This is a genomic window from Elstera cyanobacteriorum, from assembly GCF_002251735.1.
Classification (GTDB): domain Bacteria; phylum Pseudomonadota; class Alphaproteobacteria; order Elsterales; family Elsteraceae; genus Elstera; species Elstera cyanobacteriorum.
The window spans coordinates 216460-235405 of record NZ_NOXS01000033.1 but is presented as its reverse complement, the minus strand read 5'-3'; the positions used below and the strand labels follow the sequence as shown (position 1 = coordinate 235405).

22 protein-coding genes and 1 tRNA gene are annotated in these 18946 nt (G+C 62.5%); 11 read left to right on the top strand and 12 right to left on the bottom strand.

The window, feature by feature from the left end; translation table 11 throughout:
• Positions 1–2 precede the first annotated feature (2 nt).
• The 6 genes from CHR90_RS13285 (at position 3) to lhpI (ending at position 2952) form a co-directional block, all read left to right on the top strand.
• Positions 3–410, top strand: a complete 408-nt coding sequence (locus CHR90_RS13285; RefSeq protein ID WP_094409498.1) for an EVE domain-containing protein — start codon at positions 3–5, stop codon at positions 408–410.
• A gap of 105 nt (positions 411–515) precedes the next feature.
• Positions 516–638: a hypothetical protein gene (locus CHR90_RS19790; protein WP_267890180.1), complete on the top strand. Its 123-nt coding sequence runs from the start codon at positions 516–518 to the stop codon at positions 636–638.
• A gap of 36 nt (positions 639–674) precedes the next feature.
• Entirely contained in the window at positions 675–1262 is a 588-nt protein-coding gene (locus CHR90_RS13280) for a DNA-3-methyladenine glycosylase I (RefSeq protein WP_094409497.1), read from the top strand.
• Positions 1263–1360: 98 nt separating this feature from the next.
• On the top strand, positions 1361–1675 hold the full coding sequence (ihfB, locus tag CHR90_RS13275; protein ID WP_094409496.1) for an integration host factor subunit beta: 315 nt from the start codon (positions 1361–1363) through the stop codon (positions 1673–1675).
• A gap of 33 nt (positions 1676–1708) precedes the next feature.
• On the top strand, positions 1709–2005 hold the full coding sequence (locus CHR90_RS13270) for a lipopolysaccharide assembly protein LapA domain-containing protein (protein WP_094409495.1): 297 nt from the start codon (positions 1709–1711) through the stop codon (positions 2003–2005).
• A 2-nt stretch (positions 2006–2007) separates the two neighbouring features.
• Positions 2008–2952 (top strand): bifunctional Delta(1)-pyrroline-2-carboxylate/Delta(1)-piperideine-2-carboxylate reductase, encoded by a 945-nt coding sequence (gene lhpI / locus CHR90_RS13265; RefSeq protein WP_094409494.1) that lies wholly within the window; start codon positions 2008–2010, stop codon positions 2950–2952.
• 33 nt (positions 2953–2985) lie between these two features.
• Here lhpI and CHR90_RS13260 read toward each other — a convergent pair whose 3' ends face one another.
• From CHR90_RS13260 to CHR90_RS13245, 4 genes are all read right to left on the bottom strand, one after another.
• Positions 2986–4182 (bottom strand): class I SAM-dependent rRNA methyltransferase, encoded by a 1197-nt coding sequence (locus CHR90_RS13260; RefSeq protein ID WP_094409802.1) that lies wholly within the window; start codon positions 4180–4182, stop codon positions 2986–2988.
• A gap of 5 nt (positions 4183–4187) precedes the next feature.
• On the bottom strand, positions 4188–4688 hold the full coding sequence (gpt, locus tag CHR90_RS13255) for a xanthine phosphoribosyltransferase (RefSeq protein ID WP_094409493.1): 501 nt from the start codon (positions 4686–4688) through the stop codon (positions 4188–4190).
• 132 nt (positions 4689–4820) lie between these two features.
• The gene (locus tag CHR90_RS13250; RefSeq protein WP_094409492.1) at positions 4821–5264 is read right to left on the bottom strand and encodes a DUF4864 domain-containing protein; all 444 of its coding nucleotides are present in this window, start codon (positions 5262–5264) and stop codon (positions 4821–4823) included.
• Positions 5265–5336: 72 nt separating this feature from the next.
• The gene (locus CHR90_RS13245; RefSeq protein WP_094409491.1) at positions 5337–6467 is read right to left on the bottom strand and encodes a hypothetical protein; all 1131 of its coding nucleotides are present in this window, start codon (positions 6465–6467) and stop codon (positions 5337–5339) included.
• A 333-nt stretch (positions 6468–6800) separates the two neighbouring features.
• Here CHR90_RS13245 and CHR90_RS13240 point away from each other — a divergent pair.
• Positions 6801–6877 (top strand) — tRNA-Arg (locus CHR90_RS13240).
• Positions 6878–6920: 43 nt separating this feature from the next.
• Here the strand turns inward: CHR90_RS13240 and msrA are convergent.
• The gene (msrA, locus tag CHR90_RS13235; RefSeq protein WP_094409490.1) at positions 6921–7520 is read right to left on the bottom strand and encodes a peptide-methionine (S)-S-oxide reductase MsrA; all 600 of its coding nucleotides are present in this window, start codon (positions 7518–7520) and stop codon (positions 6921–6923) included.
• A 142-nt stretch (positions 7521–7662) separates the two neighbouring features.
• Here msrA and CHR90_RS13230 point away from each other — a divergent pair, with 142 nt between their 5' ends.
• Positions 7663–10056 (top strand): ATP-binding protein, encoded by a 2394-nt coding sequence (locus tag CHR90_RS13230; RefSeq protein ID WP_170941407.1) that lies wholly within the window; start codon positions 7663–7665, stop codon positions 10054–10056.
• A gap of 11 nt (positions 10057–10067) precedes the next feature.
• On the opposite strand, the gene CHR90_RS13225 is transcribed toward CHR90_RS13230, so the two are convergent.
• The gene (locus tag CHR90_RS13225; protein ID WP_094409488.1) at positions 10068–10526 is read right to left on the bottom strand and encodes a CreA family protein; all 459 of its coding nucleotides are present in this window, start codon (positions 10524–10526) and stop codon (positions 10068–10070) included.
• 64 nt (positions 10527–10590) lie between these two features.
• Between CHR90_RS13225 and CHR90_RS13220 the strand changes: the two genes are divergently transcribed.
• On the top strand, positions 10591–10845 hold the full coding sequence (locus tag CHR90_RS13220; protein WP_170941406.1) for a type II toxin-antitoxin system VapB family antitoxin: 255 nt from the start codon (positions 10591–10593) through the stop codon (positions 10843–10845).
• A 130-nt stretch (positions 10846–10975) separates the two neighbouring features.
• Here the strand turns inward: CHR90_RS13220 and CHR90_RS19265 are convergent, their stop codons facing one another.
• The 4 genes from CHR90_RS19265 to CHR90_RS13200 all read right to left on the bottom strand — a co-directional run bounded on the left by CHR90_RS19265 (position 10976) and on the right by CHR90_RS13200 (position 15840).
• Complete coding sequence (locus CHR90_RS19265; protein WP_141210954.1) at positions 10976–11512, bottom strand: hypothetical protein; 537 nt, start codon at positions 11510–11512, stop codon at positions 10976–10978.
• A 74-nt stretch (positions 11513–11586) separates the two neighbouring features.
• Positions 11587–14259, bottom strand: a complete 2673-nt coding sequence (acnA, locus tag CHR90_RS13210) for an aconitate hydratase AcnA (RefSeq protein ID WP_094409485.1) — start codon at positions 14257–14259, stop codon at positions 11587–11589.
• Between the two features lie 108 nt (positions 14260–14367).
• The gene (locus tag CHR90_RS13205; protein WP_094409484.1) at positions 14368–15537 is read right to left on the bottom strand and encodes a YbfB/YjiJ family MFS transporter; all 1170 of its coding nucleotides are present in this window, start codon (positions 15535–15537) and stop codon (positions 14368–14370) included.
• A gap of 39 nt (positions 15538–15576) precedes the next feature.
• Positions 15577–15840, bottom strand: coding sequence for a hypothetical protein (locus CHR90_RS13200; RefSeq protein ID WP_094409483.1), 264 nt, complete (start codon positions 15838–15840; stop codon positions 15577–15579).
• A 279-nt stretch (positions 15841–16119) separates the two neighbouring features.
• On the opposite strand from CHR90_RS13200, the gene CHR90_RS19785 reads away from it, so the two are divergent.
• On the top strand, positions 16120–16968 hold the full coding sequence (locus tag CHR90_RS19785) for a L,D-transpeptidase (protein WP_267890178.1): 849 nt from the start codon (positions 16120–16122) through the stop codon (positions 16966–16968).
• Here CHR90_RS19785 and CHR90_RS13190 read toward each other — a convergent pair.
• Positions 16965–17390 carry an Lrp/AsnC family transcriptional regulator gene (locus CHR90_RS13190; RefSeq protein WP_094409482.1) on the bottom strand — a complete coding sequence of 142 codons (426 nt, stop codon included), beginning with the start codon at positions 17388–17390 and terminating at the stop codon, positions 16965–16967. The genes CHR90_RS19785 and CHR90_RS13190 overlap by 4 nt on opposite strands.
• Before the next feature lie 130 nt (positions 17391–17520).
• Between CHR90_RS13190 and ctlX the strand changes: the two genes are divergently transcribed.
• Positions 17521–18432 carry a citrulline utilization hydrolase CtlX gene (ctlX, locus tag CHR90_RS13185; RefSeq protein WP_094409481.1) on the top strand — a complete coding sequence of 304 codons (912 nt, stop codon included), beginning with the start codon at positions 17521–17523 and terminating at the stop codon, positions 18430–18432.
• On the opposite strand, the gene CHR90_RS13180 is transcribed toward ctlX, so the two are convergent.
• Positions 18429–18878, bottom strand: coding sequence for a MarR family winged helix-turn-helix transcriptional regulator (locus CHR90_RS13180; protein WP_170941405.1), 450 nt, complete (start codon positions 18876–18878; stop codon positions 18429–18431). The genes ctlX and CHR90_RS13180 overlap by 4 nt on opposite strands.
• Between the last annotated feature and the right edge of the window lie 68 nt (positions 18879–18946).

Below are 18946 nucleotides of genomic sequence, written 5' to 3'. Positions count from 1 at the left end.
CGATGGCCCATTGGCTGATGAAATCCGAACCTTTCAAATATTCCTGGGATCAAATGCAGGCCGATGGTCGCACCCATTGGGATGGTGTGCGCAATTATCAGGCCAGCAATAACCTCAAAGCCATGCGCCTTGGCGACGAATGCTTCTTTTATCATTCGAACGAGGGGTTGGCGATTGTCGGTATCGTCGAGATTGTGAAAGAATATTATCCCGACCCGTCCGATGCCAGCGGGCGGTTCGGCATGGTCGATGTCGCCCCGAGGCGGAGCGTGCCGCATCCGGTTACCCTGGCGGCGATCAAGGCCGAACCCGCTTTGGCCGATCTGCCGCTGGTGCGCCAGTCGCGCCTATCGGTCAGCCCGGTACCTGACGACGCCTGGGCGCTATTGTGCAAAATGGGCGGGCTGTAAAGCCTTTGTTGCGGTGCGGTCATACCTTTGTCATGAGTCGGTGATAAGCATGCCTCGCTATTGTCGCAGAGCCGTCGCGGGCTGTCGCAAGGTGAGGGTTGAACCATGCAGAAGCTGCACTCCTTTATCGGTCTTGTGGGCCGCGTTCGGGATCGGGCGCGCCATGTCAGCGATAGCCGCCGGTTCCGCCAGTGGCATCGCGAACGCCAAACGCGCCGCGCCGCCTAAAGCCGTTCGCCGCGCCCCCGCTTGGGGAACGACGGCGTGAGCTATTGCGCCATCGCGAACGGCCACCCGGTCCACGGGCCATTCCATGATCAGGACCACGGCGTCCCCGTCACCGACGAGCGGGCGTTGTTCGAACGCCTTTGCCTCGAAATCGCCCAAGCAGGCCTATCGTGGGAAACCGCGCTGAAGCGCCGCGACGGGATGCGGGCGGCCTTTGACGGTTATGATGTGGATGTGATCGCCGCCTATGGCCCCGCCGATGTTGCCCGACTGATGGGCGATGCCCGCATTATCCGCAACCGTCTGAAAATCGACGCTACTATCCACAACGCCCGCACCGTCCAAACCTTCCGGGCCGAGGGCGGTTTTGCCGCGTGGTTGGGGCGCCACGCCTGCGCCCCAGACGGGCCAACAGATCGGGCCGGCTGGGTTAAGCTGTTCAAACGGCATTTCCGCTTTACCGGCGGCGAAATCGTCAGTGAATTCCTAATGGGCCTGTCGATCTTGCCCGGCGCCCATGCCCCCGGTTGCCCGATTGGCGACGCGCTGTACGCCGAACTCGCCACCCTCCCCCCCGGTCATCCCCGTCTTCCGCCCTGGCCCATTAAGCGGGTCGATAGCTAAAAAGCTCGGTAAACCAAAGGCTTGCCCCTTGACGGGGGATCGTAACACGGGCACGGTAAAACCGCAGCGAGGGCACGGGCCCAAAGGGAGAGACCCGGGTGACAAAATCAGAATTAATCCTGCGACTGGCAGCCCTCAATCCGCATCTCTATCAGCGGGACGTGGAGAGGATCGTTTCGACGATTTTCGACGAGATTACCGAGGCGCTGGCCAATGGCCATCGTGTGGAACTGCGCGGCTTCGGCGCTTTTTCGGTGAAGCGGCGCGACGCCCGCATTGGCCGCAACCCGCGCACCGGCACGGCGGTGGAGGTGGCGGAAAAATATGTTCCGTTCTTTAAGACCGGCAAACAGTTACGCGATCGGCTGAATGGCGGCGTCGATACCCCCGAAGACGATGACGACGAGGATTAAGCCCCGCGCAGGCGGGATATACAGGGCGGCGCCATGCCGCGCCTGATCCGCCTGCTGTCGCTTGGCATTACACTGCCGGTCACGCTGGCTGTGGTGATTTTCGCCATTGCCAATCGCGGCCCTGTGAGCGTGGATTTCTGGCCCTTCGCCCTGGCCGTTGATGTGCCGGTCTATGGGCTGGCGCTCGGCACGCTGGCCATCGGCTGCCTGCTGGGGGCGCTCTTGACCTGGGTGCCGCTGCTGTTAACCCGCCGCGCGCTGGCGGCGTCGCGGCAGAAGCTTGTGAAACTAGAAGCCGATTTAGCCCAAGCATCGGCGGAGAAAGCCTGATCGTGACTGCCCCCCAGTGGTTTGACGCCGATGCCGTTCGCGCCCGCCTGACCTTCCCCGCCCTGGTTGACCGTTTGGCGGAGGCGTTCGCCGATCCGGCGATGACCGTTCCCATGCGGCACCATCACACGGTTCCCGTGCCGGACGCGCCGGACGCGACGCTGCTGCTTATGCCCGCGTGGCGCCACGGCAAGCACCTGGGGCTAAAGTCGGTCACGGTTTTCCCAGGCAACGGGCGCCGCAGCCTGCCTGCCATCATGGGCGTTTATCTGCTGATGTCGGGCGAAACCGGCGCGCCGATTGCGCTGTTGGACGGGCCGATGCTGACCGTGCGCCGCACGGCGGCAGCCTCCGCCCTCGCCGCACGGTTCCTGGCCCGTAAGGATGCGCACCGCCTGACCGTCATCGGCACCGGCGCGCTGGCCCCGCATCTGGCCGAAGCCCATGCCAGCGTGCGCCCGATCCGTCATATTACCATTGCGGGACGGACGCTCGATAAGGCGCAGCAGGTCGCGGCCCAGCTTGCGCCGCTTGGCCTGACAGTCGAGGCCACCACCGATATCGCCGACGCCGTGCGCCGGGCCGACGTCATTTCGTGCGCGACCTTGGCGCAAGAGCCGGTGGTGCGGGGCGATTGGCTCTCCCCCGGCGCCCATCTCGACCTCGTTGGCGGCTTCACCCCGACGATGCGCGAGACCGACGACCGCGCCATTACGCGGGCGGAACTCTATTGCGATACCCGCGCTGGGGCGCTGCACGAGGCGGGCGATCTGGTTCAGCCGCTAAAATCTGGCCTGATCAGCGAAGCCTCGGTACGCGGCGATCTGTTCGAATTGGTGCGCGGCCAGGCGCTTGGCCGCCGCGATGACACGGCGATCACCCTGTTCAAATCGGTCGGCACGGCGATTGAAGATTTGGCCGCCGCCGAACTGGCGGTCGGGCCTTAGGGTTCGGGGCGTAACCGCCCCGACCTGTGTCACTCAATCCAACTGCAACAGAATTGCCTTGAGATAGGCCGATTCCGGCAAGAACGGATGCACGGGATGATCCGCCCCTGCGCCCGCCTGCCGCAGAATGCGCCCGGAGCGCCCGGCTTTCGCCAGCCCCGCACGCATTTCATTGGTGAAGGCTTCCATATCGACGGCATGGGAGCAGGAGGCAACCAGCAGGCTGCCCCCGGGCGCGACGACCGAAGCCGCCGCCCGGATCATCTTACGATAACCGCGCAGCCCGACGTTGAGATCCTTCTTGGATTTCACGAAGGCGGGCGGATCGGCGATGACCAGATCGAAGCGTTCCTTATCCCCGGCGAGTTGATCCATGACGAAGACGCCGTCGCCCTGCATGGCAGAGACATTCTTCACGCCGTTGAGTTCAGCCGCCGCCAGCCCCCGGTCCAACGCTGGGCGGGAACGATCGACCAACACAATCTGCGTCGCCCCGGCCAGCCCCGCTTGCACGCCGAAGCCGCCCGCATAGGTGTAAACGTCCAGCACACGCCCGCCCCCGGCCATCCGCGCGGCGGCGGCGCGATTATCGCGCTGATCGTAGAACCAGCCGGTCTTTTGCCCTTCCAGCACATCGACCAGGAAGCGCCCGCCGTTTTCGAGAATCTCGACCGGCTGGGTCAGATCGACCCCATCCTCGGCAAAGGCGGTTTCGGAGCCAAGCTCCAGCCCTTCCAAAGTCCGGGACGGGCTGTCATTCCGCAGCACGATGGCGCGCGGCTGCACAACCTCGCGCAACGCCGCCAGCAGCGGGGCGCGCAGCGCTTCCATCATCGCGGTATTGAGCTGCACCGACAGAATATCGCCGTAGCGGTCGACCACAAGGCCGGGGAACCCGTCCGCTTCGGCATGGATCAGCCGATAATGCGGCGTCGGGAACAGGCGCTGGCGCAGGTCGAGCGCCCGGCGCAACCGGGTTGCCAGCAAACCGGTATCGACCGTCACGCGCGGGTCGCGGCTCATCACCCGCGCCGCAATCAGCGTATGCGGGTTAAAGCCGAAGGTGCCAAGGGCCGTCCCCTGGGCATCTTCCACGCGCACCAAGCCGCCGGGCGGCAGGGCTTTAACGGCCGGGGTCATCTGGATTTCATTGGAGTAAATCCAAGGATGGCCGTTGCGCACGCGGCGCTCGCGCCCCTCTTGCAGCCGGACCAGCGGCAGATCGGTCATGCCGGTCACCCGCGACGCTGCGAGGCGAGCGGCTGGGCGAACTGCGGCTCAACGTCCCAGGGGAAGAAAATCCAGGTATCCTGGCTCACTTCCGTCACATAGGTATCGACCATCGGACGGCCCGAGGGCTTGGCGTAAACGGTGGCGAAATGCGCCTTCGGCATCAGTTCGCGCACGGCTTTCGCCGTATAGCCGGTATCGACCAGATCATCGATGATCAGCCAGCCTTCGCCATCGCCAATATCGGCCTGGGCGATATTCTTCAGAATGCGGATCTCGCCGCGCGTGTGATCGTCCGAATAGCTTTTGATGCAGATGGTATCGACGACGCGCAGGTCAAGCTCGCGGGCGATAATCGCCGCCGGAACCAGACCGCCGCGGGCGATGGCGATAATGCCCTTCCAGCTATGGCCGTCGATCAGGCGCCAGGCCAGCGCCTTGGCATTGCGATGCAGTTCTTCCCAGGAAACGGGGAAGGTTTTGGCGGGCGTCTTCGCGTCGGCCATAGACAGGCTCCTTCGGCGGTGATCACAGCGTCCTAGTTCCGGCACAAGGCCAATAGGACCACGAAAATGAAGGCGCCTCTCTACCCGATTCCGCCCGCGCCGACAATCACCCGCGCCCGCAGCCGCCGCAGATCAGCTATCGAGGCCGGGATCTTTCAGCAATCGGCACCCGGCGATGCGCCAGCTACCATCTTTCTGCCGTTCCATAAAATAGACCGCCAGGACTGAATCGCCCTTGCGGTCGGTCAAATGAACGAATTGGGCTACAGTTCCTTCGACCGTCTTCAGCGCCCCGAACCAGACCGATCCGGGCCGATAGACCGGCGCATAGGCTTCGCGCACCGCCGCCAGAAACCGGCTGGCCGAGCCAAATTGGGTTTGCAGGCTAGGGGTGGCAAAGCCAAAAGCCGTCGCCGCATCATCCTTGGCGAAAGCATCGAGCTGCGCCTGAATAATGCCGCGAATGGCGTCGCGATCACCGTCGATCAAGGATTGCGCACGGCTTGCCGGGCTGATGGCCAGCCCAAGCAAAAACACCAGGGCCGCCACCAGCGGCCGGAGAGGCGAGACAACCATAGCAGCCTCCTCATGAGGGCTCAGGACTCATGAGGATAGCGCGTTTTCCGCCGCCCGCCAGGGGCAAAGCGGTTAGCGAACGAAAAGCTGAACTTCGTTGCTGTCTGCGGTCGCCGAATTGCTGGACGAGAGCGACAGGCGGTTCGGCGGCAGCCCCATATCGGTCAGCGAGCGCATAACTTGTTCGGCACTGCGCCGGGCCTGGCTGGCCGCCAAAGCCGCAGGACCCGCGCCGCCGCGCGTCGGGCTGACGGCGACGAGATCAAAGGCCACATCCGGGCGGCGTTCCAGCGCCTGCGACACGGCATTGTACAGCGCTTGTTCGTACGCAACATTCGGGCGATCAAAGCGGATCACCACCAGCGGGCGGCGACCGTCCGGGCGGGTCACGGCAGAAGCGGGCGAGGTCAGCCCCGAGGGCGAGGGCGCGGCGACCGGGGCGCCGAGGCCTGCCTGCTGAATGCGGCCCGACAAGGCGCCGCCAATCGGCTGACCGTTTTTCACCGCAACCGACAGCGCAGTGAGATTGCGCCGTTCGTTGGCGATATAGGTGGTCTGGCGGGCCACATCGTCCGAAATATCGGACAGCAGCCGGTCCAGTGCCACCTGGGAGCGGTTGGCATCGTCGAGTAGCTTGGCCAGCGACTGATGGTCTTCATCCAGTGCCCCGGAGATGCCGAAGGCCGCGCGCGTCGCATCGATGATGAAGGACGCCCGGCTGGCATCGCCCGCGACGAGGCCGGACAGCGTATTGAGCCGCCCAACATCCTCGTTCAAGCGGTCCAGCGTCGTCTGCGCTTGCTCAAGCTGCTGGGTCAGGATCGGATTGCCCGGCGTCGTCCCCACCTGCAAGCGCGCATTCATCGCGGCGACCAGCGCGTAATAGAGTTGGCCGTTTTCCATATTGCCGTTGCGGATGGCGGTCAGAACCGACTGTCGATCATCGAGCTGGCCGGTCAGGCGGGTTAGATCGGCCCGCAGTTGCGCCGCCTTTTCCCCAACGGGGGTGGAGGCGGGAACGGCCACCGTCGGCGCGGGCGGCAGAGTCGCGGGAACCCGGCTGCTCGTCTGCACCGATACCGGCTGAGACGCGCCCGACGGGCCGCCCAGGCTGCTACAGCCGGAAACAGCGGTGATGAGCGTGACGGAAAGCAACGCAAACGCGGCTTTGCGGAACGGATGAGCAGCCAGAAACACGGGCATGTGGTCGGAGCACCTTCCCCGGACAGATACACACAGTGCCCCCTAAACGATCCTGACCCTCTTCCGCCCCACACCCGAAACCGGCATGCGCAAACGGAAAAGGCACCAAATTCGATAAGACGGAAGGCACCTTAATGGCTGGCGATACTATCGGAAGGTTTTGCCTATTCCAAGCCCCCGTCGCGCTGCAACGGGCGGAATCCGCCCGGATTCGGCGGTTTTACGGCATAGGCCCCGGCGGCGCGTCACAGATTTGAAACGATTGGCAGAACCATTCATTTTCCGCTTGCACACCCTGCAGCCTATCGCTAAGTTCCGCCACCTCAGCGCGACGCGCCCGTAGCTCAACTGGATAGAGCACCAGACTACGAATCTGGGGGTTGGAGGTTCAAGTCCTTCCGGGCGCGCCATCTGAGCTTCTAAAAAACCCGCCCTTCGGCGGGTTTTTTCGGTTTAGCGCTTCAGTCGCTCGGGGAAATACAGCATCAGCTTTTCGACTTTCGGGGTCGAAACATGCGCGATATAGGGGCTGTGCGGATTGCGCGCTGCATAGTCATGGTGTTCCGGTTCAGCCTCGTAAAAAGCTTCGAGCGGCTCCAGGCTGGTCATAATCGGACCGGAGTAGATCTTCGCCGCATCAAGCTGGCGGATATAGGCGCGCGCCACCGCCTGTTCCTCAGGCGTATGATAGAAAATCGCCGACCGGTACTGGCGCCCGACGTCATTGCCCTGGCGGTCCTTCTGGGTCGGATCGTGGGCGACGCCGAAGAACAGCTTCAAAAGCTGACCATAGGAAAGCTTCGCCGCGTCATAGGTGATTTTAATCACTTCGGCGTGATTGGTGCGGCCGGAGCAAACGGTCCGGTAATCGGCCGTCAGCGAACTATCGCCCGCATAGCCCGGCTTGACGTCCGTCACCCCATCAAGCGCCGTAAAGACGGCTTCCGTACACCAAAAGCAACCGCCCGCCAGCACGGCGACGCGCACCCCCTCCGAGGGGGCGCAGTCCTGGACCGGGTCGGGCAGGGACCAGGGATCAATCAGCAAGGGCATTCGTCTCTCCAGCTATCGTGCTTAGAAGATGGGCGCCCGCGCGCCCCCCGTAAAGGGGCGGGGACGGGCGCAATTTCCCTGCCCCGATCCCGGCAATTCTAGTGTAAGCTTTGGGTTAAATGTTTCGCATATATGGACCGCCATGACCGCGACTGTCCCGCCTCCGCCGCTTCTTTTCGACCAGCAGGACACAAGCGACATTCCTTTCGTCGGCGCGTTGCTCGATTCGATGGAAACCGCTGCCTGCCTGATCGACACGGACGAGCGGATCATCGGCTGGAACCGCTGCTACGAGGCGTTTTTTCCCGAGCATGAAGGCCAACTGAAGCGCGGCTGGTCCTATATCGACAATATGCGCAACTATTTTCGCGCCAATGCCGAGATTACCGACGCCAAACTTTTCGAAGAAACCGTCGAGGCTGGGGTGGTGCGCCACCGCAATATGCGCGACCCGTCCCTGTTCCAAAAGCGCAATGGCCGCTGGCTGAACAGCCGGATCTATTGGTTCGCCGACGGGTCATGCCTAAAGACTTGGCAGGACGTGACGCGCCAGCATAACCGGACGGCGACCGATCTGTTTATGGAGGGCACCGACCGGGGGGTCGTTCTCTTCGATGCGAACGGCAATTTTGAAAAAGCCAACCGGGTAATGGGCGATATTTTCCCGCGCGCGGTCGATCTCTTTCACCCCGGCACCACCTATCTCGATCATCTGCGCACCTATGCCGAAACCACCTTGGCGCCGCACGAGGCTGAAACGGTGGCCCGGCTGATCAACCGGCCGTTTCCGATCCGCACCCCCGTCGCCCGCCCGCTGCAACTGCGCCGCTTAGACGGCGGCTGGCTGGAGTTGCGCGAACGGGTGCTGTTCGACGGCAGCCTGCAAACCCTATGGCTCGATATCACGACGGCCAAGGCCCTGGAAAAGAGCAACGCCGACCTTGACCGCTTAGTGCATGAACTACGTGAAGCCCGGCAGACGGCGGAAGCGGCGAGCGCCGCCAAATCGGCCTTTCTTGCGACGATGAGCCACGAGATCCGCACGCCGATGAACGGGGTCTTGGGCATGCTCGGGCTGCTGCGCACGGTGCCGCTACCCGCCGAAGCGCTGGATTATGCCGAAACCGCCCATCAATCGGCCACGGCGCTGCTGGCGATTATCGACGATGTGCTCGACATCACCAAACTGGAAGCCGGGCGCATTACGCTGGAGCCGCTGCCGTTTCGCCCCAGTGAGTTGCTGCGCTCCATCGTCGCGCTCTTCGCCCCGCGCGTGGCGGAACGCGGCGTCACTCTGCGCTTGCAGACCGATGCCTCGCTGGAACTGGTCTACCAGAGCGACCCGACGCGCCTGCGGCAGATTCTGGTGAACCTGCTCGGCAATGCGGTCAAATTCACCCCCTCGGGCGAAATCACGATTTGCGGCTATACCGAACCCGCCGCCGATCCCGCCGCAACGCCCGATCTGGTCCGGCTGGTCTTGGAAGTGCGCGATACCGGCATCGGCATTCCGCTGGAACAGCAGGCGCTGATCTTCGACCGGTTCACCCAATCCGACCAATCGATCACCCGGCGGTTCGGCGGCACGGGCCTCGGCCTCGCCATCTCCCGCGAGTTGGCGCAATTGATGGGCGGCTATATCAGCCTCGCCAGCGCGCCCGGCGAAGGCAGCACCTTCACCGTGTCGCTTCCCGTGCCGAAGATTGATGCCGCCGCACTCGAAGCCCTGACCAACAGCCGGAAACCGGCGCCCGCCAGCGCGCTTGATCGGCCCCTGTCGATCCTGCTGGCGGAAGATAATGAGATCAACCAGCGCGTCGTGATCGCGCTGCTGCGCAAGGCGGGCCATCAGGTCTATTGCGTCGCCTCGGGCCGCGATGCCTTGGAAGCCCTGCCCGAACACGCCTTCGATCTGGTGCTCATGGATATCCATATGCCGGAGATGGATGGCTTACAGGCTACCCGGCTAATCCGGGCCAGCGGCAAGCCCTGGGCGCGCATTCCGATCATTGCGCTGACCGCCGATGCGCTGGACGAATCGCGCCAGACCCATCTAGCCGCCGGGATGAACGATACGCTGGCCAAGCCCATCGACCGCGACAAATTACTGCAAACGCTGCAACGCTGGGGCGGCAAGCCAGAGGCGCCTGCGGCCCAGGGAGCCGACGCGAAACCGGAACCGGCCCGCCCGCGCTTCGATCAGGCCCGGTTTGCCGAACTGGTCGATACCATTGGGCGCGATGCCCTGCCCGATCTGATCGACAGCGTGATCGCGGCTGTGACGGAGCGGGTGACGGATATCGCGCTCCACCGCCATACCGCCGACGTGCGCGACCTGCACGCCCCCGCCCATCAGTTGATCTCGCTGTTCGGGAATTTCGCCCTTACCCGCCTGCACGATCTCTCCCGCCGTCTTGCCAGCGCCTGCTTGGCGGGCAACCGGCTGGAGGTCGCGCAGTTGATCGGCGAGCTGGAAGCCCAGACCGCCGCCGATCTGCCGCTGCTCAGCGAGGCCGCGCAAGCGGTGACGGCTTAGGGCGGTTCCTGCTAGGAATTCAGCGGCACCACGGCGACGGCATTATAGGGCGACCCGTCGATCAGCTTGGTCGACCAGACCAGATAGACCAGCGACTGTTTTTCGGCATCGAAGAAGCGGGTGACGCGCATCGATTTGAAGATGAAGGACGTGCGTTCGCTGAACACTTCCTCCCCCTTTTTGCCGCGATCAATCTCGCCCTTGATCCGCACTGCGCCGACCGCCCGGCAGGCGATGGAAAAACGGCTGGGGTCTTCCGCTAGCCCGACCGCGCCCGACAGGCCGCCGGTATCCGCGCGCGACACATAGCAGGACACGCCGTCCACCTTTGGATCGTCGTAACGTTCGACCAGCACCTTATCGTTCGGGCCAACGAGGCGGAAGGTGGTCGAAACCTCGCCGATGCGGGTTTGGGCTTGGGCAACGCCAGAGAGCAGCAAAGCCAGGGCAACGGCGGTAAACTTGACCATAACGGTTGGACTCCATACCTTAAAATTTACGTGACCCTCGGTATAGCCGCACAGGATGGCAAAAATGCCGCTTTCCGTAACAGATGCCGAAGTTGAACGGTTGACAGAAGAATTGGCAAGTCGCCCAGGCATCAGCAAGACCGAGGTGATCCGCAAAGCGTTTCAGCATGAGACGGCGCGGGAAACCACCGCTCAGCAGGAGCAGCATTCGGACTATGTGGAACGTGTGTTGGCGTTTGCGCGGGCGCTTCGAGCGGAAGGTGATCCTGAGAACGGGCTTCCCATTACGAAGGAGTGGCGCGACTCGCTGTACGAGTAACCAGAATGTTTATCGATGCGTCGGCACTCACCGCTATTCTCGCTAAGGAACTGGGGGCTGCTTTCGTTCTTCTTTATAACGGTCGAGATTTCACTCAGACGGATCCTGTGTCTAAATAAAAAATAAAACGCTAACAGAGAGAAAGGGGGCCAAGCACCTCAATAAGGTCGAAAATGAAATGAAATTCTACATACAATACACCAGAACTTTCGTAAAAATATCGCCAATCAATAAAAGTTTCATCATGAAGGGATATTTTTTTAATTAATCCCTCTAAATCAATATGAAAATTAACCTCACTCGATTCATCAATAATGGTGCTTTTTTTATTTTTTAAAAAACGCTCATTTAATTTATTAATAATATCATCCTTCGTATCGCTATCTAAAGAAAGAAACAACTCACTTAATTTGTGCGTTTTTTTAATCTCACCAGTTTTTTTAAAAACCAAAAGCTTTAAAAGAAGCTCTGCCGAAAATGATAAACAGACTATGAAGGGGACAAGATATTGACCTTTTTCTGTATTAAGAGCTTTCTCATAAGAATGAATACCAGCATCACGAAAAGCTTCAGCAGCCCCTCGCATTGAGCCAGCTACGTCATTCGGTATATCGCCATCATTCAATCTAGACATTAATTCACGAATATTCTCAGGAACTTCCCTCATAAACTCTCCAGTTAATTTGAAAACGGGCTTTCAGAATGTACTGAAAGCCCGCCTAAAATCAACCTGTGCGTGTTCTACGACGCCAAGCTCCGCAGCACATACGGCAGAATGCCGCCGTGGCGGTAGTATTCCACCTCATCGAGTGTGTCGATCCGGCACAGGGCCTGGATCGTTTCCACCGTGCCATTGGCGCGGGTGATGGTCACGGTCAGGTCCATGCGCGGCTTCAGGCCCGCTTCGACGCCGGTGATGTCGAAGACTTCGGTACCGTCGAGGCCGAGGGTCTGGCGGCTCATGCCGTCCTTGAACTGCAGCGGCAGGATGCCCATGCCGACGAGGTTCGAGCGGTGGATACGCTCGAAGCTTTCGGCGATGACCGCCTTCACACCCAGCAGCAGGGTGCCCTTGGCCGCCCAGTCGCGGCTGGAGCCGGTGCCATATTCCTTACCGGCAACGATGACCAGCGGCGTGCCTTCGGCCTTATACTTCTGCGCGGCATCATAGATGAACATGCCTTCGCCGCTCGGCTGATAGACCGTCACGCCGCCGCTGGTGCCGGGGGCCATTTCGTTCTTCAAGCGGATATTGGCGAACGTCCCGCGCATCATGACTTCGTGGTTACCGCGACGAGCGCCGTAGCTGTTGAAGTCGATGGGACGGACCTGATGTTCCAGCAGGTAAGAACCGCCGGGGCTGTCTTTCTTAATCGACCCGGCCGGGGAGATATGGTCGGTCGTGATCGAATCGCCGAGGATCGCCAGCGGGCGCGCCTTGCGGATGTCCGACACCGCGCCGGGTTCCTTGGCCATGCCGACGAAGTAGGGCGGGTTCTGCACATAGGTGCTGCCGCCGTCCCACACATAGGTTTCGCCCGTGGTGGTTTCGATGGCGCGCCATTCGTCCGGCCCGTGGAAGACGTTGCCGTACCGCGACTTGAACATATCCGAGGTCAGGCTGGCTTCGAGCGCCGCCTGGATTTCGGCGTTCGACGGCCAAATGTCCTTGAGGTAGACCGGCTTGCCGTCCTTGCCGGTGCCGATGGCATCGGTCGTCAGGTCCAGCGTCATCGTACCGGCGAGGGCATAGGCGACGACCAGCGGCGGCGAGGCGAGGTAATTCGCCTTCACGTGCGGGCTGATGCGGCCTTCGAAGTTGCGGTTACCCGACAGAACGGCGGCGACGGTCAGATCGCCCTTTTCCACCGCCGCAGCAATCGGATCGGCCAGCGGGCCGGAGTTGCCGATACAGGTGGTGCAGCCATAGCCGACGAGGTTGAAGCCGAGCTTATCGAGATACGGGGTCAGCCCCGCTTTTTCGAGATAGTCGGTCACGACTTGGCTGCCGGGGGCGAGCGAGGATTTCACCCAGGGCTTGCGCTCCAGACCGAGTTCCACCGCCTTCTTCGCTACCAGACCGGCGGCGATCAGCACGCTCGGGTTCGAGGTATTGGTGCAGGAGGTGATGGCGGTAATCACCACATCGCCATCGGTCAGTTCGTAGTTGGAGCCTTCGACTGCCACCTTGCGCGGCGCAGGCACGCCCGCATCGGCCAGGGTCTTGCTGAAGCTGCCCTTGGCGTCGGACAGCAGCACGCGGTCCTGCGGGCGCTTCGGCCCGGCCATCGACGGCACGACGGTGCCGAGATCAAGCGCGAGGGTCGTGGTGAAGACCGGATCGGGGCTACCGGCATCGCGCCACATGCCCTGGGCCTTGGCATAGGCTTCCACCAGTTGCACGCGGGCGGGATCGCGGCCCGTGAACTCCAGGTAGCGGATGGTTTCGGCATCAATCGGGAAGAAGCCGCAGGTGGCGCCATATTCCGGGGCCATATTGGCGATGGTCGAACGGTCGGCCAGCGACAGATTATCGAGGCCAGGGCCGTAGAATTCGACGAACTTGCCGACAACGCCGAGCTTGCGCAGCATCTGGGTGACGGTCAGCACCAGATCGGTTGCCGTCGCGCCTTCCGGCAGCTTGCCGGTCAGCTTGAAGCCGACGACATCCGGCACCAGCATCGAGACCGGCTGGCCGAGCATGGCCGCTTCGGCTTCGATCCCGCCGACGCCCCACCCCAACACCGCAAGGCCATTGACCATCGTGGTGTGCGAATCGGTGCCGACGCAGGTGTCCGGGTAGGCCACGGTCTTGCCGTCTTCCGTCGCGGTCCAAACGACCTGCGCCAGATATTCGACGTTCACCTGATGGCAAATGCCGGTGCCGGGCGGCACGACGCGGAAGTTGTTGAAGGCCGACTGACCCCAGCGCAGGAAGGCATAGCGTTCGTGATTGCGCTCGAACTCCAGCTTCACGTTATCGGTAAACGCCTGCGGAGTGCCGAAATGATCGACCATCACCGAATGGTCGATGACCAGATCGACCGGCGACAGCGGGTTGATCTTCTGCGGGTCACCGCCGAGAGCCACCATCGCATCACGCATTGCCGCCAGATCGACCACGGCGGGCACGCCGGTGAAATCCTGCATCAGCACGCGCGCCGGGCGATAAGCGATTTCCTTTTCGTCGCCGGCGGGCTGCCAATCGGCCAGCGCTTTGACGTCGGCGACCGAAACGGTCCGCTCGTCCTGATAGCGCAGCAGATTTTCCAGCAGCACCTTCAGCGACATCGGCAGACGGGCCACATTGCTGTGACCGGCATCGATGAGCGCCTGGAGGCTGAAATAATCGTAGGAGGCGCCGCCGACACTAAGCGTGCGGCGGGTTTTGAGCGTGTCGATTCCGACGGCCACGGGATTTCTCCGTATTTGTTGTGGGGGCCCAGATGAACCCAACCCTTCCGAGGCCCGAGTGTACGCCGGAATGGTGACAGAACAAGACGGAAGAACTGGGGAATTCCCCTAGATTTTCTTATGAAGCCGCTGCTGACGCCAGGTCATGGCCGCCGCGAAACTCGCTAAAGTCAGGATTCCCGCGCCCGTCGCAAAAATCGCTTCATAAGCCTGCGTAGCGGCAAAAAGGGCGGCGAAGGCCTGCCCGGCGAGGGCTTGGAAGGTCGAAAAGATCAGGGTCAATTTCCGCCAAACGCCGCGATGCGCCTCCGGCCCCACAAAATCCAGGGCAACGCCAGAGGCGAGCAGCGCCGCCCCAGGGGTCGCTGCCCCAACGATCAGGCTGGAGATCACGAGCGCCGGGATCGTGTGAGAGACGAGCGGCAGGGCGACGCAGATGGCTTTCGCCGCCAGCATCAGCGTTAGGGCCGCGCCGGTGCCGATCTTATCGGCGAGCCGCCCGAGCAGCAGCGTCCCCAAGGCCGCGCCGATGCCGAACAGTACCCAAAACAGGCTGCCTACGGCAACGCCATGCCCCAAGCCGCGCGCGATAAAATCGACCCAGAAAACCGTATGGGGGATAAAGCCCATCGCATCGCCGAGATAGGCCAGGGCGAGACAATAGAGCGGCAGCGTCCAGCGCGGTCCCGGGCCGCTGGGCATGGCCGACACCGGCGGCTTTTGCGGCCAGCCCGCCCAGGCGAAGGGCCACAGCAGCAGGGCGAGCGCCGCCAGTCCCAGCCACGCAGCAACAATATCGATGCGGGTCAGCCAGGGCACCAGCGTTCCCGCCAGCACGATTCCGATGCCAATACCGCAGAAAATTAGCCCGCCGACCGTGCCGCGCCGGGAAATGGCGACTTGGCTCAAAACCGCCGACGGGCCGAGAATAAGGATCAATGCCCCAGCGATGCCGGTCAGCAAGCGCCACGGCGCCAGCCACGCGAACCCCCACTCGGGCACCCCCGCCAGCGTCGCCAGCAGCACGGCGCCGACCGCCGCGCGCATTACCGCGCGCACGCCGAACCGATCCGCCAGCCAGAGGGCCGACAGCGAGCCGATGAAATATCCGATAAGATTGGCAGCGCCGAGCCAGACGGCCTGCGGCCCGGTGAACAGGCCCGCCGCCACAAGGGCCGGGATAAGGGGGGTGAAAGCAAATCGCCCGATGCCGTGACCGACAATCAAAGCGGCAGCACCCGGCAAAGCCTGCCGGAAGGCGGAGGGGGGCGGGGTCATCGCGGCACAGATCGCGCGGGCGGGCGCGATCCGCAGGCCTTAGGCCGACGATGCGTCGTCCTTTTCCACTTTCTCAAGGAAACGCGCGGCGCGCGTTAGGGCTTCCTGGAAATGGGTAGTGCGAACGGGGGCTGCAACAGTCGAACGGGCGTGCATCAGCAGATAGCCCAGTTGATGCTTCATCATGTCGGCATTTTCCAAATGCCGCGCCAGGGTCATCAGGTAATCATAAAGTTCCTGATCCTGGTATTTTTCGTAAACCGCCGACGCCTTGCTATAGAGGTCTTCGAGCGCCTTGTTCATTATTGTTACCCTCCCAAAAAGACCGAACCGACCGGCGGCCCGGCGTAGAAGCAGGCTACTTGTGCAGCGCAGCACAAAAAGCCTGCCGCAATCCCCGCCCCCTGGCAAGGGGCTTTGACGGGCGCGTCATCCTTTCGGGTTACCCGCCGCATACCCGATTTTCGGGCGGGTCCAGCCCCCAGAATGCCCGTAAGACGTGAATAAACCATGACCGCAGGATAGAAAAACGCGCCCTAGGCTGATAGGCTTCCCAGCATGAACCGAGGATTAACCTTTGTCATGCGGGGGCTCTGGGGACTTGCCGGTGTGATCGGTGGGGCCGCCATTGGGCTTATTGCTGCCGACCGCATGGGCGCCTTCGAGCCGCCGGTCCCCGTCGCTGTCAGCCCGACCAGCTTTATCTTGCCACCCGCTGAAATCGAAGCGGCTTTTCCCTTAACCGCGCTTGCCGTTCCGCCCGTCGCCATTCCGCTAGAGTTTGGACCGACGCCGCGCCCCTTCGCCGCGCCCGAACCGCCGCCCCTGCGGGCGCCGCAGCCTGCCCCGCTCCCCGAGGCGCCAAAGCCAATTGTTGCGAAACCGGCCCCAGTGCCGAAGCCCGCCCCGGAGACGGAGAGAGTGGTCGCCGTGCCAAAAGCCGCGCCGCCCCCACCATCTCCTGCCGAAACCATTCTGATTTCTGTCGCCGACCGGCGCCTGCGCGTCACGCTGGCCGATGGCAGCGCCCGCAGTTTCCCCATCGCCGTCGGCCGGTCGCGCGATTTGATTCCCATCGGCACGACCGAAATCGTCCGCAAGCGCCGCAACCCGACTTGGGTACCGACCCCCAGCATGCGCCGCAAAGACCCGACGCTTCCCGCCGCCGTTCCGCCCGGGCCGCGCAATCCGATGGGGCTTTACGCCCTCGATCTCGGCTGGACCTATTACCGCATCCACGGCACCAACGAGCCGCAGTCGATTGGCCGGGCGGCGTCTTCCGGCTGTTTCCGCATGCTGCCGAAAGATATCGAGGCCGTCTTCGGGCTGGTCAGTACCGGCACAAAAGTGACGGTGATCGAAGGCCGCCTGCCGACCCTGCCCGATCCGGCCCCCGCCGCCCCCGTGCTGCCGGAAACCAAAGCGCTCTAAATCGAACTCAGCAGCAAGCTGGTTTCGCTGTTCGACACGCCGTCGATCTCGCGGATCTGCCGCAGCACCCGGTCGAAATCGGGTAAGGACGCTGTGCGGATTTCTGCAATCAGGTCCCAATTCCCATTGGTCGTGTGCAGCGCATAGAGTTCCGGCAATCCACGCAGGCTTTTGATGACGGCCCCGGTCGATTTCCCCACCACCTCGATCATCATAACCGCACGGATCTGATTGATATCGTGTTCGGCCCGCACCCGCAGGGTAAAGCCCAGAATCACGCCGCTATCGACCAAGCGGTCGAGCCGTTTTTGCACCGTATTCCGCGATAGGCCGAGAATGGTTGCAAGCTTCGCTACCGGGGCACGGGCATCGGCATGCAGGGCCGCGATCAAGCGATGGTCGAGGGCATCAAGCGGAATCATCAGATAAACAGTTCGCTGAAATGGCTAAAGCAATTTGCTCAAACTTTGAATATTTTGTCATCAGTCTGCGCATTGTGCGTGGATAGGGGGGCTTTCTACCCTGGGGCATCGTTCCTTGTCGGAGGCCGCCATGCCCAACGCCCAATCGCCCGCCGCCGTCGTGATGATCCGCCCCCATCACTTCACCCCCAATCCAGCGACCGCCGCCGACAATGCCTTTCAATCCGCCGGTCGCCTAGGCGATGCCGAGGCTGCCTATCGGGAAGTCTCCGCCGTCGCCGCAGCGCTGACGGCTGCCGGGGTAAAGGTGCATCTGTTCGAAGACGACACCACGGCAACGCCGGATTCGGTCTTCCCCAACAATTGGTTTTCGACCCACGCAGGCGGGCATATCGCCGTCTATCCAATGGTCGCCGAGAACCGACGGCGGGAGCGGCGCTGGGATATCATCGAGTTTCTGAAGCAGGCCTACCGCGTGCAGGATGTGATCGACTATTCCGGCCTTGCAGCGGATGGGGTGTTTCTGGAAGGCACGGGCGCGATGGTGCTGGATCACAGCGAACATGTCGCCTATGCCGCGCGTTCCCCCCGCATGTCGCCGCTGATGCTGGAACGGTTCTGCACCCATTTTCGCTTCGAACCGCTGGTGTTCGATGCCATCGACCCTAAGGGCATACCGGTCTATCACACGAATGTGCTGATGAGCATCGGCACCGGCTTTGCGCTGGTCGGCTTGGACATGATCCCCGATGATGCCCGCCGACAGGAGGTTGCCGAGCGGCTGACCGCGCGCGACCGTACTCTCATTCCGCTGACCGCCGCCCAGGTGGGCAATTTCGCCGGGAATGCGCTGGAACTGCAAACGCCGGGCGGCCCCATTCTTGCCCTCTCCGCCCGCGCCTGGGAAAGCCTGACGCCCCCGCAGCGGCACACCATAGAACGGCATGCCCGCCCGCTCCCGCTGGCAATCCCGACGCTGGAGAAGGCGGGCGGATCCATCCGTTGCATGCTGGCGGGCATTCACCTCAGCCCACGGCCTTAATCTGGCGGTGCCACCGCCTGTTTGAGCAGCCCCAGCAGTGCCGCCGCCGGTTCCGACCCTAACGACGCAACAAGGGCGCTATGCGCCTCCGTCCAGATCGCACAGCCGGAGACGAATAAAGCCCGCCCCGCTTCGGTTGCCTGGGGCTGCTTCACACGCTTGTCCGCCGGGTCGGCAACGAATGCCATCAATCCGCGCCGGGCGAGCGGCTGTAGCGCGCGCGTCAGGCTGCTGGCGTCCATCGCCAAAGCTTCCGCCAACCGCTGAACCGACCAGGATTTTCCCCGATCCCGCGCCCAACAGAGATGGCCGAGAATGGCGAATTGCGTTGCCGTCAGGTCGAGCGGCTCCAGCGCATGATCGAGCGTCTGGGTCATCCGCCGCGCCGCTTTGCGCAGATGCAGGACCAAACAATCGTTGAGGCTGCGGTAATCGGGATCAGTCATGGCCGCAGTCTGCCGCAGGATTGACGGGAAGGGAAAGCATCCGCATGATAACTGCATATACATCCAAT

What these genes read in the sequence shown, in the direction of transcription:
- CHR90_RS13285 (WP_094409498.1), top strand. Translation starts at nt 3, where the DNA reads ATGGCCCATTGGCTGATGAAATCCGAACCTTTCAAATATTCCTGGGAT.
- CHR90_RS19790 (WP_267890180.1), top strand. Translation starts at nt 516, where the DNA reads ATGCAGAAGCTGCACTCCTTTATCGGTCTTGTGGGCCGCGTTCGGGAT.
- CHR90_RS13270 (WP_094409495.1), top strand. Translation starts at nt 1,709, where the DNA reads ATGCCGCGCCTGATCCGCCTGCTGTCGCTTGGCATTACACTGCCGGTC.
- CHR90_RS13260 (WP_094409802.1), bottom strand. Translation starts at nt 4,182, where the DNA reads ATGACCGATCTGCCGCTGGTCCGGCTGCAAGAGGGGCGCGAGCGCCGC.
- gpt (WP_094409493.1), bottom strand. Translation starts at nt 4,688, where the DNA reads ATGGCCGACGCGAAGACGCCCGCCAAAACCTTCCCCGTTTCCTGGGAA.
- CHR90_RS13250 (WP_094409492.1), bottom strand. Translation starts at nt 5,264, where the DNA reads ATGGTTGTCTCGCCTCTCCGGCCGCTGGTGGCGGCCCTGGTGTTTTTG.
- CHR90_RS13245 (WP_094409491.1), bottom strand. Translation starts at nt 6,467, where the DNA reads ATGCCCGTGTTTCTGGCTGCTCATCCGTTCCGCAAAGCCGCGTTTGCG.
- msrA (WP_094409490.1), bottom strand. Translation starts at nt 7,520, where the DNA reads ATGCCCTTGCTGATTGATCCCTGGTCCCTGCCCGACCCGGTCCAGGAC.
- CHR90_RS13230 (WP_170941407.1), top strand. Translation starts at nt 7,663, where the DNA reads ATGACCGCGACTGTCCCGCCTCCGCCGCTTCTTTTCGACCAGCAGGAC.
- CHR90_RS13225 (WP_094409488.1), bottom strand. Translation starts at nt 10,526, where the DNA reads ATGGTCAAGTTTACCGCCGTTGCCCTGGCTTTGCTGCTCTCTGGCGTT.
- CHR90_RS13220 (WP_170941406.1), top strand. Translation starts at nt 10,591, where the DNA reads ATGCCGCTTTCCGTAACAGATGCCGAAGTTGAACGGTTGACAGAAGAA.
- CHR90_RS19265 (WP_141210954.1), bottom strand. Translation starts at nt 11,512, where the DNA reads ATGAGGGAAGTTCCTGAGAATATTCGTGAATTAATGTCTAGATTGAAT.
- CHR90_RS13205 (WP_094409484.1), bottom strand. Translation starts at nt 15,537, where the DNA reads ATGACCCCGCCCCCCTCCGCCTTCCGGCAGGCTTTGCCGGGTGCTGCC.
- CHR90_RS13200 (WP_094409483.1), bottom strand. Translation starts at nt 15,840, where the DNA reads ATGAACAAGGCGCTCGAAGACCTCTATAGCAAGGCGTCGGCGGTTTAC.
- CHR90_RS19785 (WP_267890178.1), top strand. Translation starts at nt 16,120, where the DNA reads ATGCGGGGGCTCTGGGGACTTGCCGGTGTGATCGGTGGGGCCGCCATT.
- CHR90_RS13190 (WP_094409482.1), bottom strand. Translation starts at nt 17,390, where the DNA reads ATGATTCCGCTTGATGCCCTCGACCATCGCTTGATCGCGGCCCTGCAT.
- ctlX (WP_094409481.1), top strand. Translation starts at nt 17,521, where the DNA reads ATGCCCAACGCCCAATCGCCCGCCGCCGTCGTGATGATCCGCCCCCAT.
- CHR90_RS13180 (WP_170941405.1), bottom strand. Translation starts at nt 18,878, where the DNA reads ATGACTGATCCCGATTACCGCAGCCTCAACGATTGTTTGGTCCTGCAT.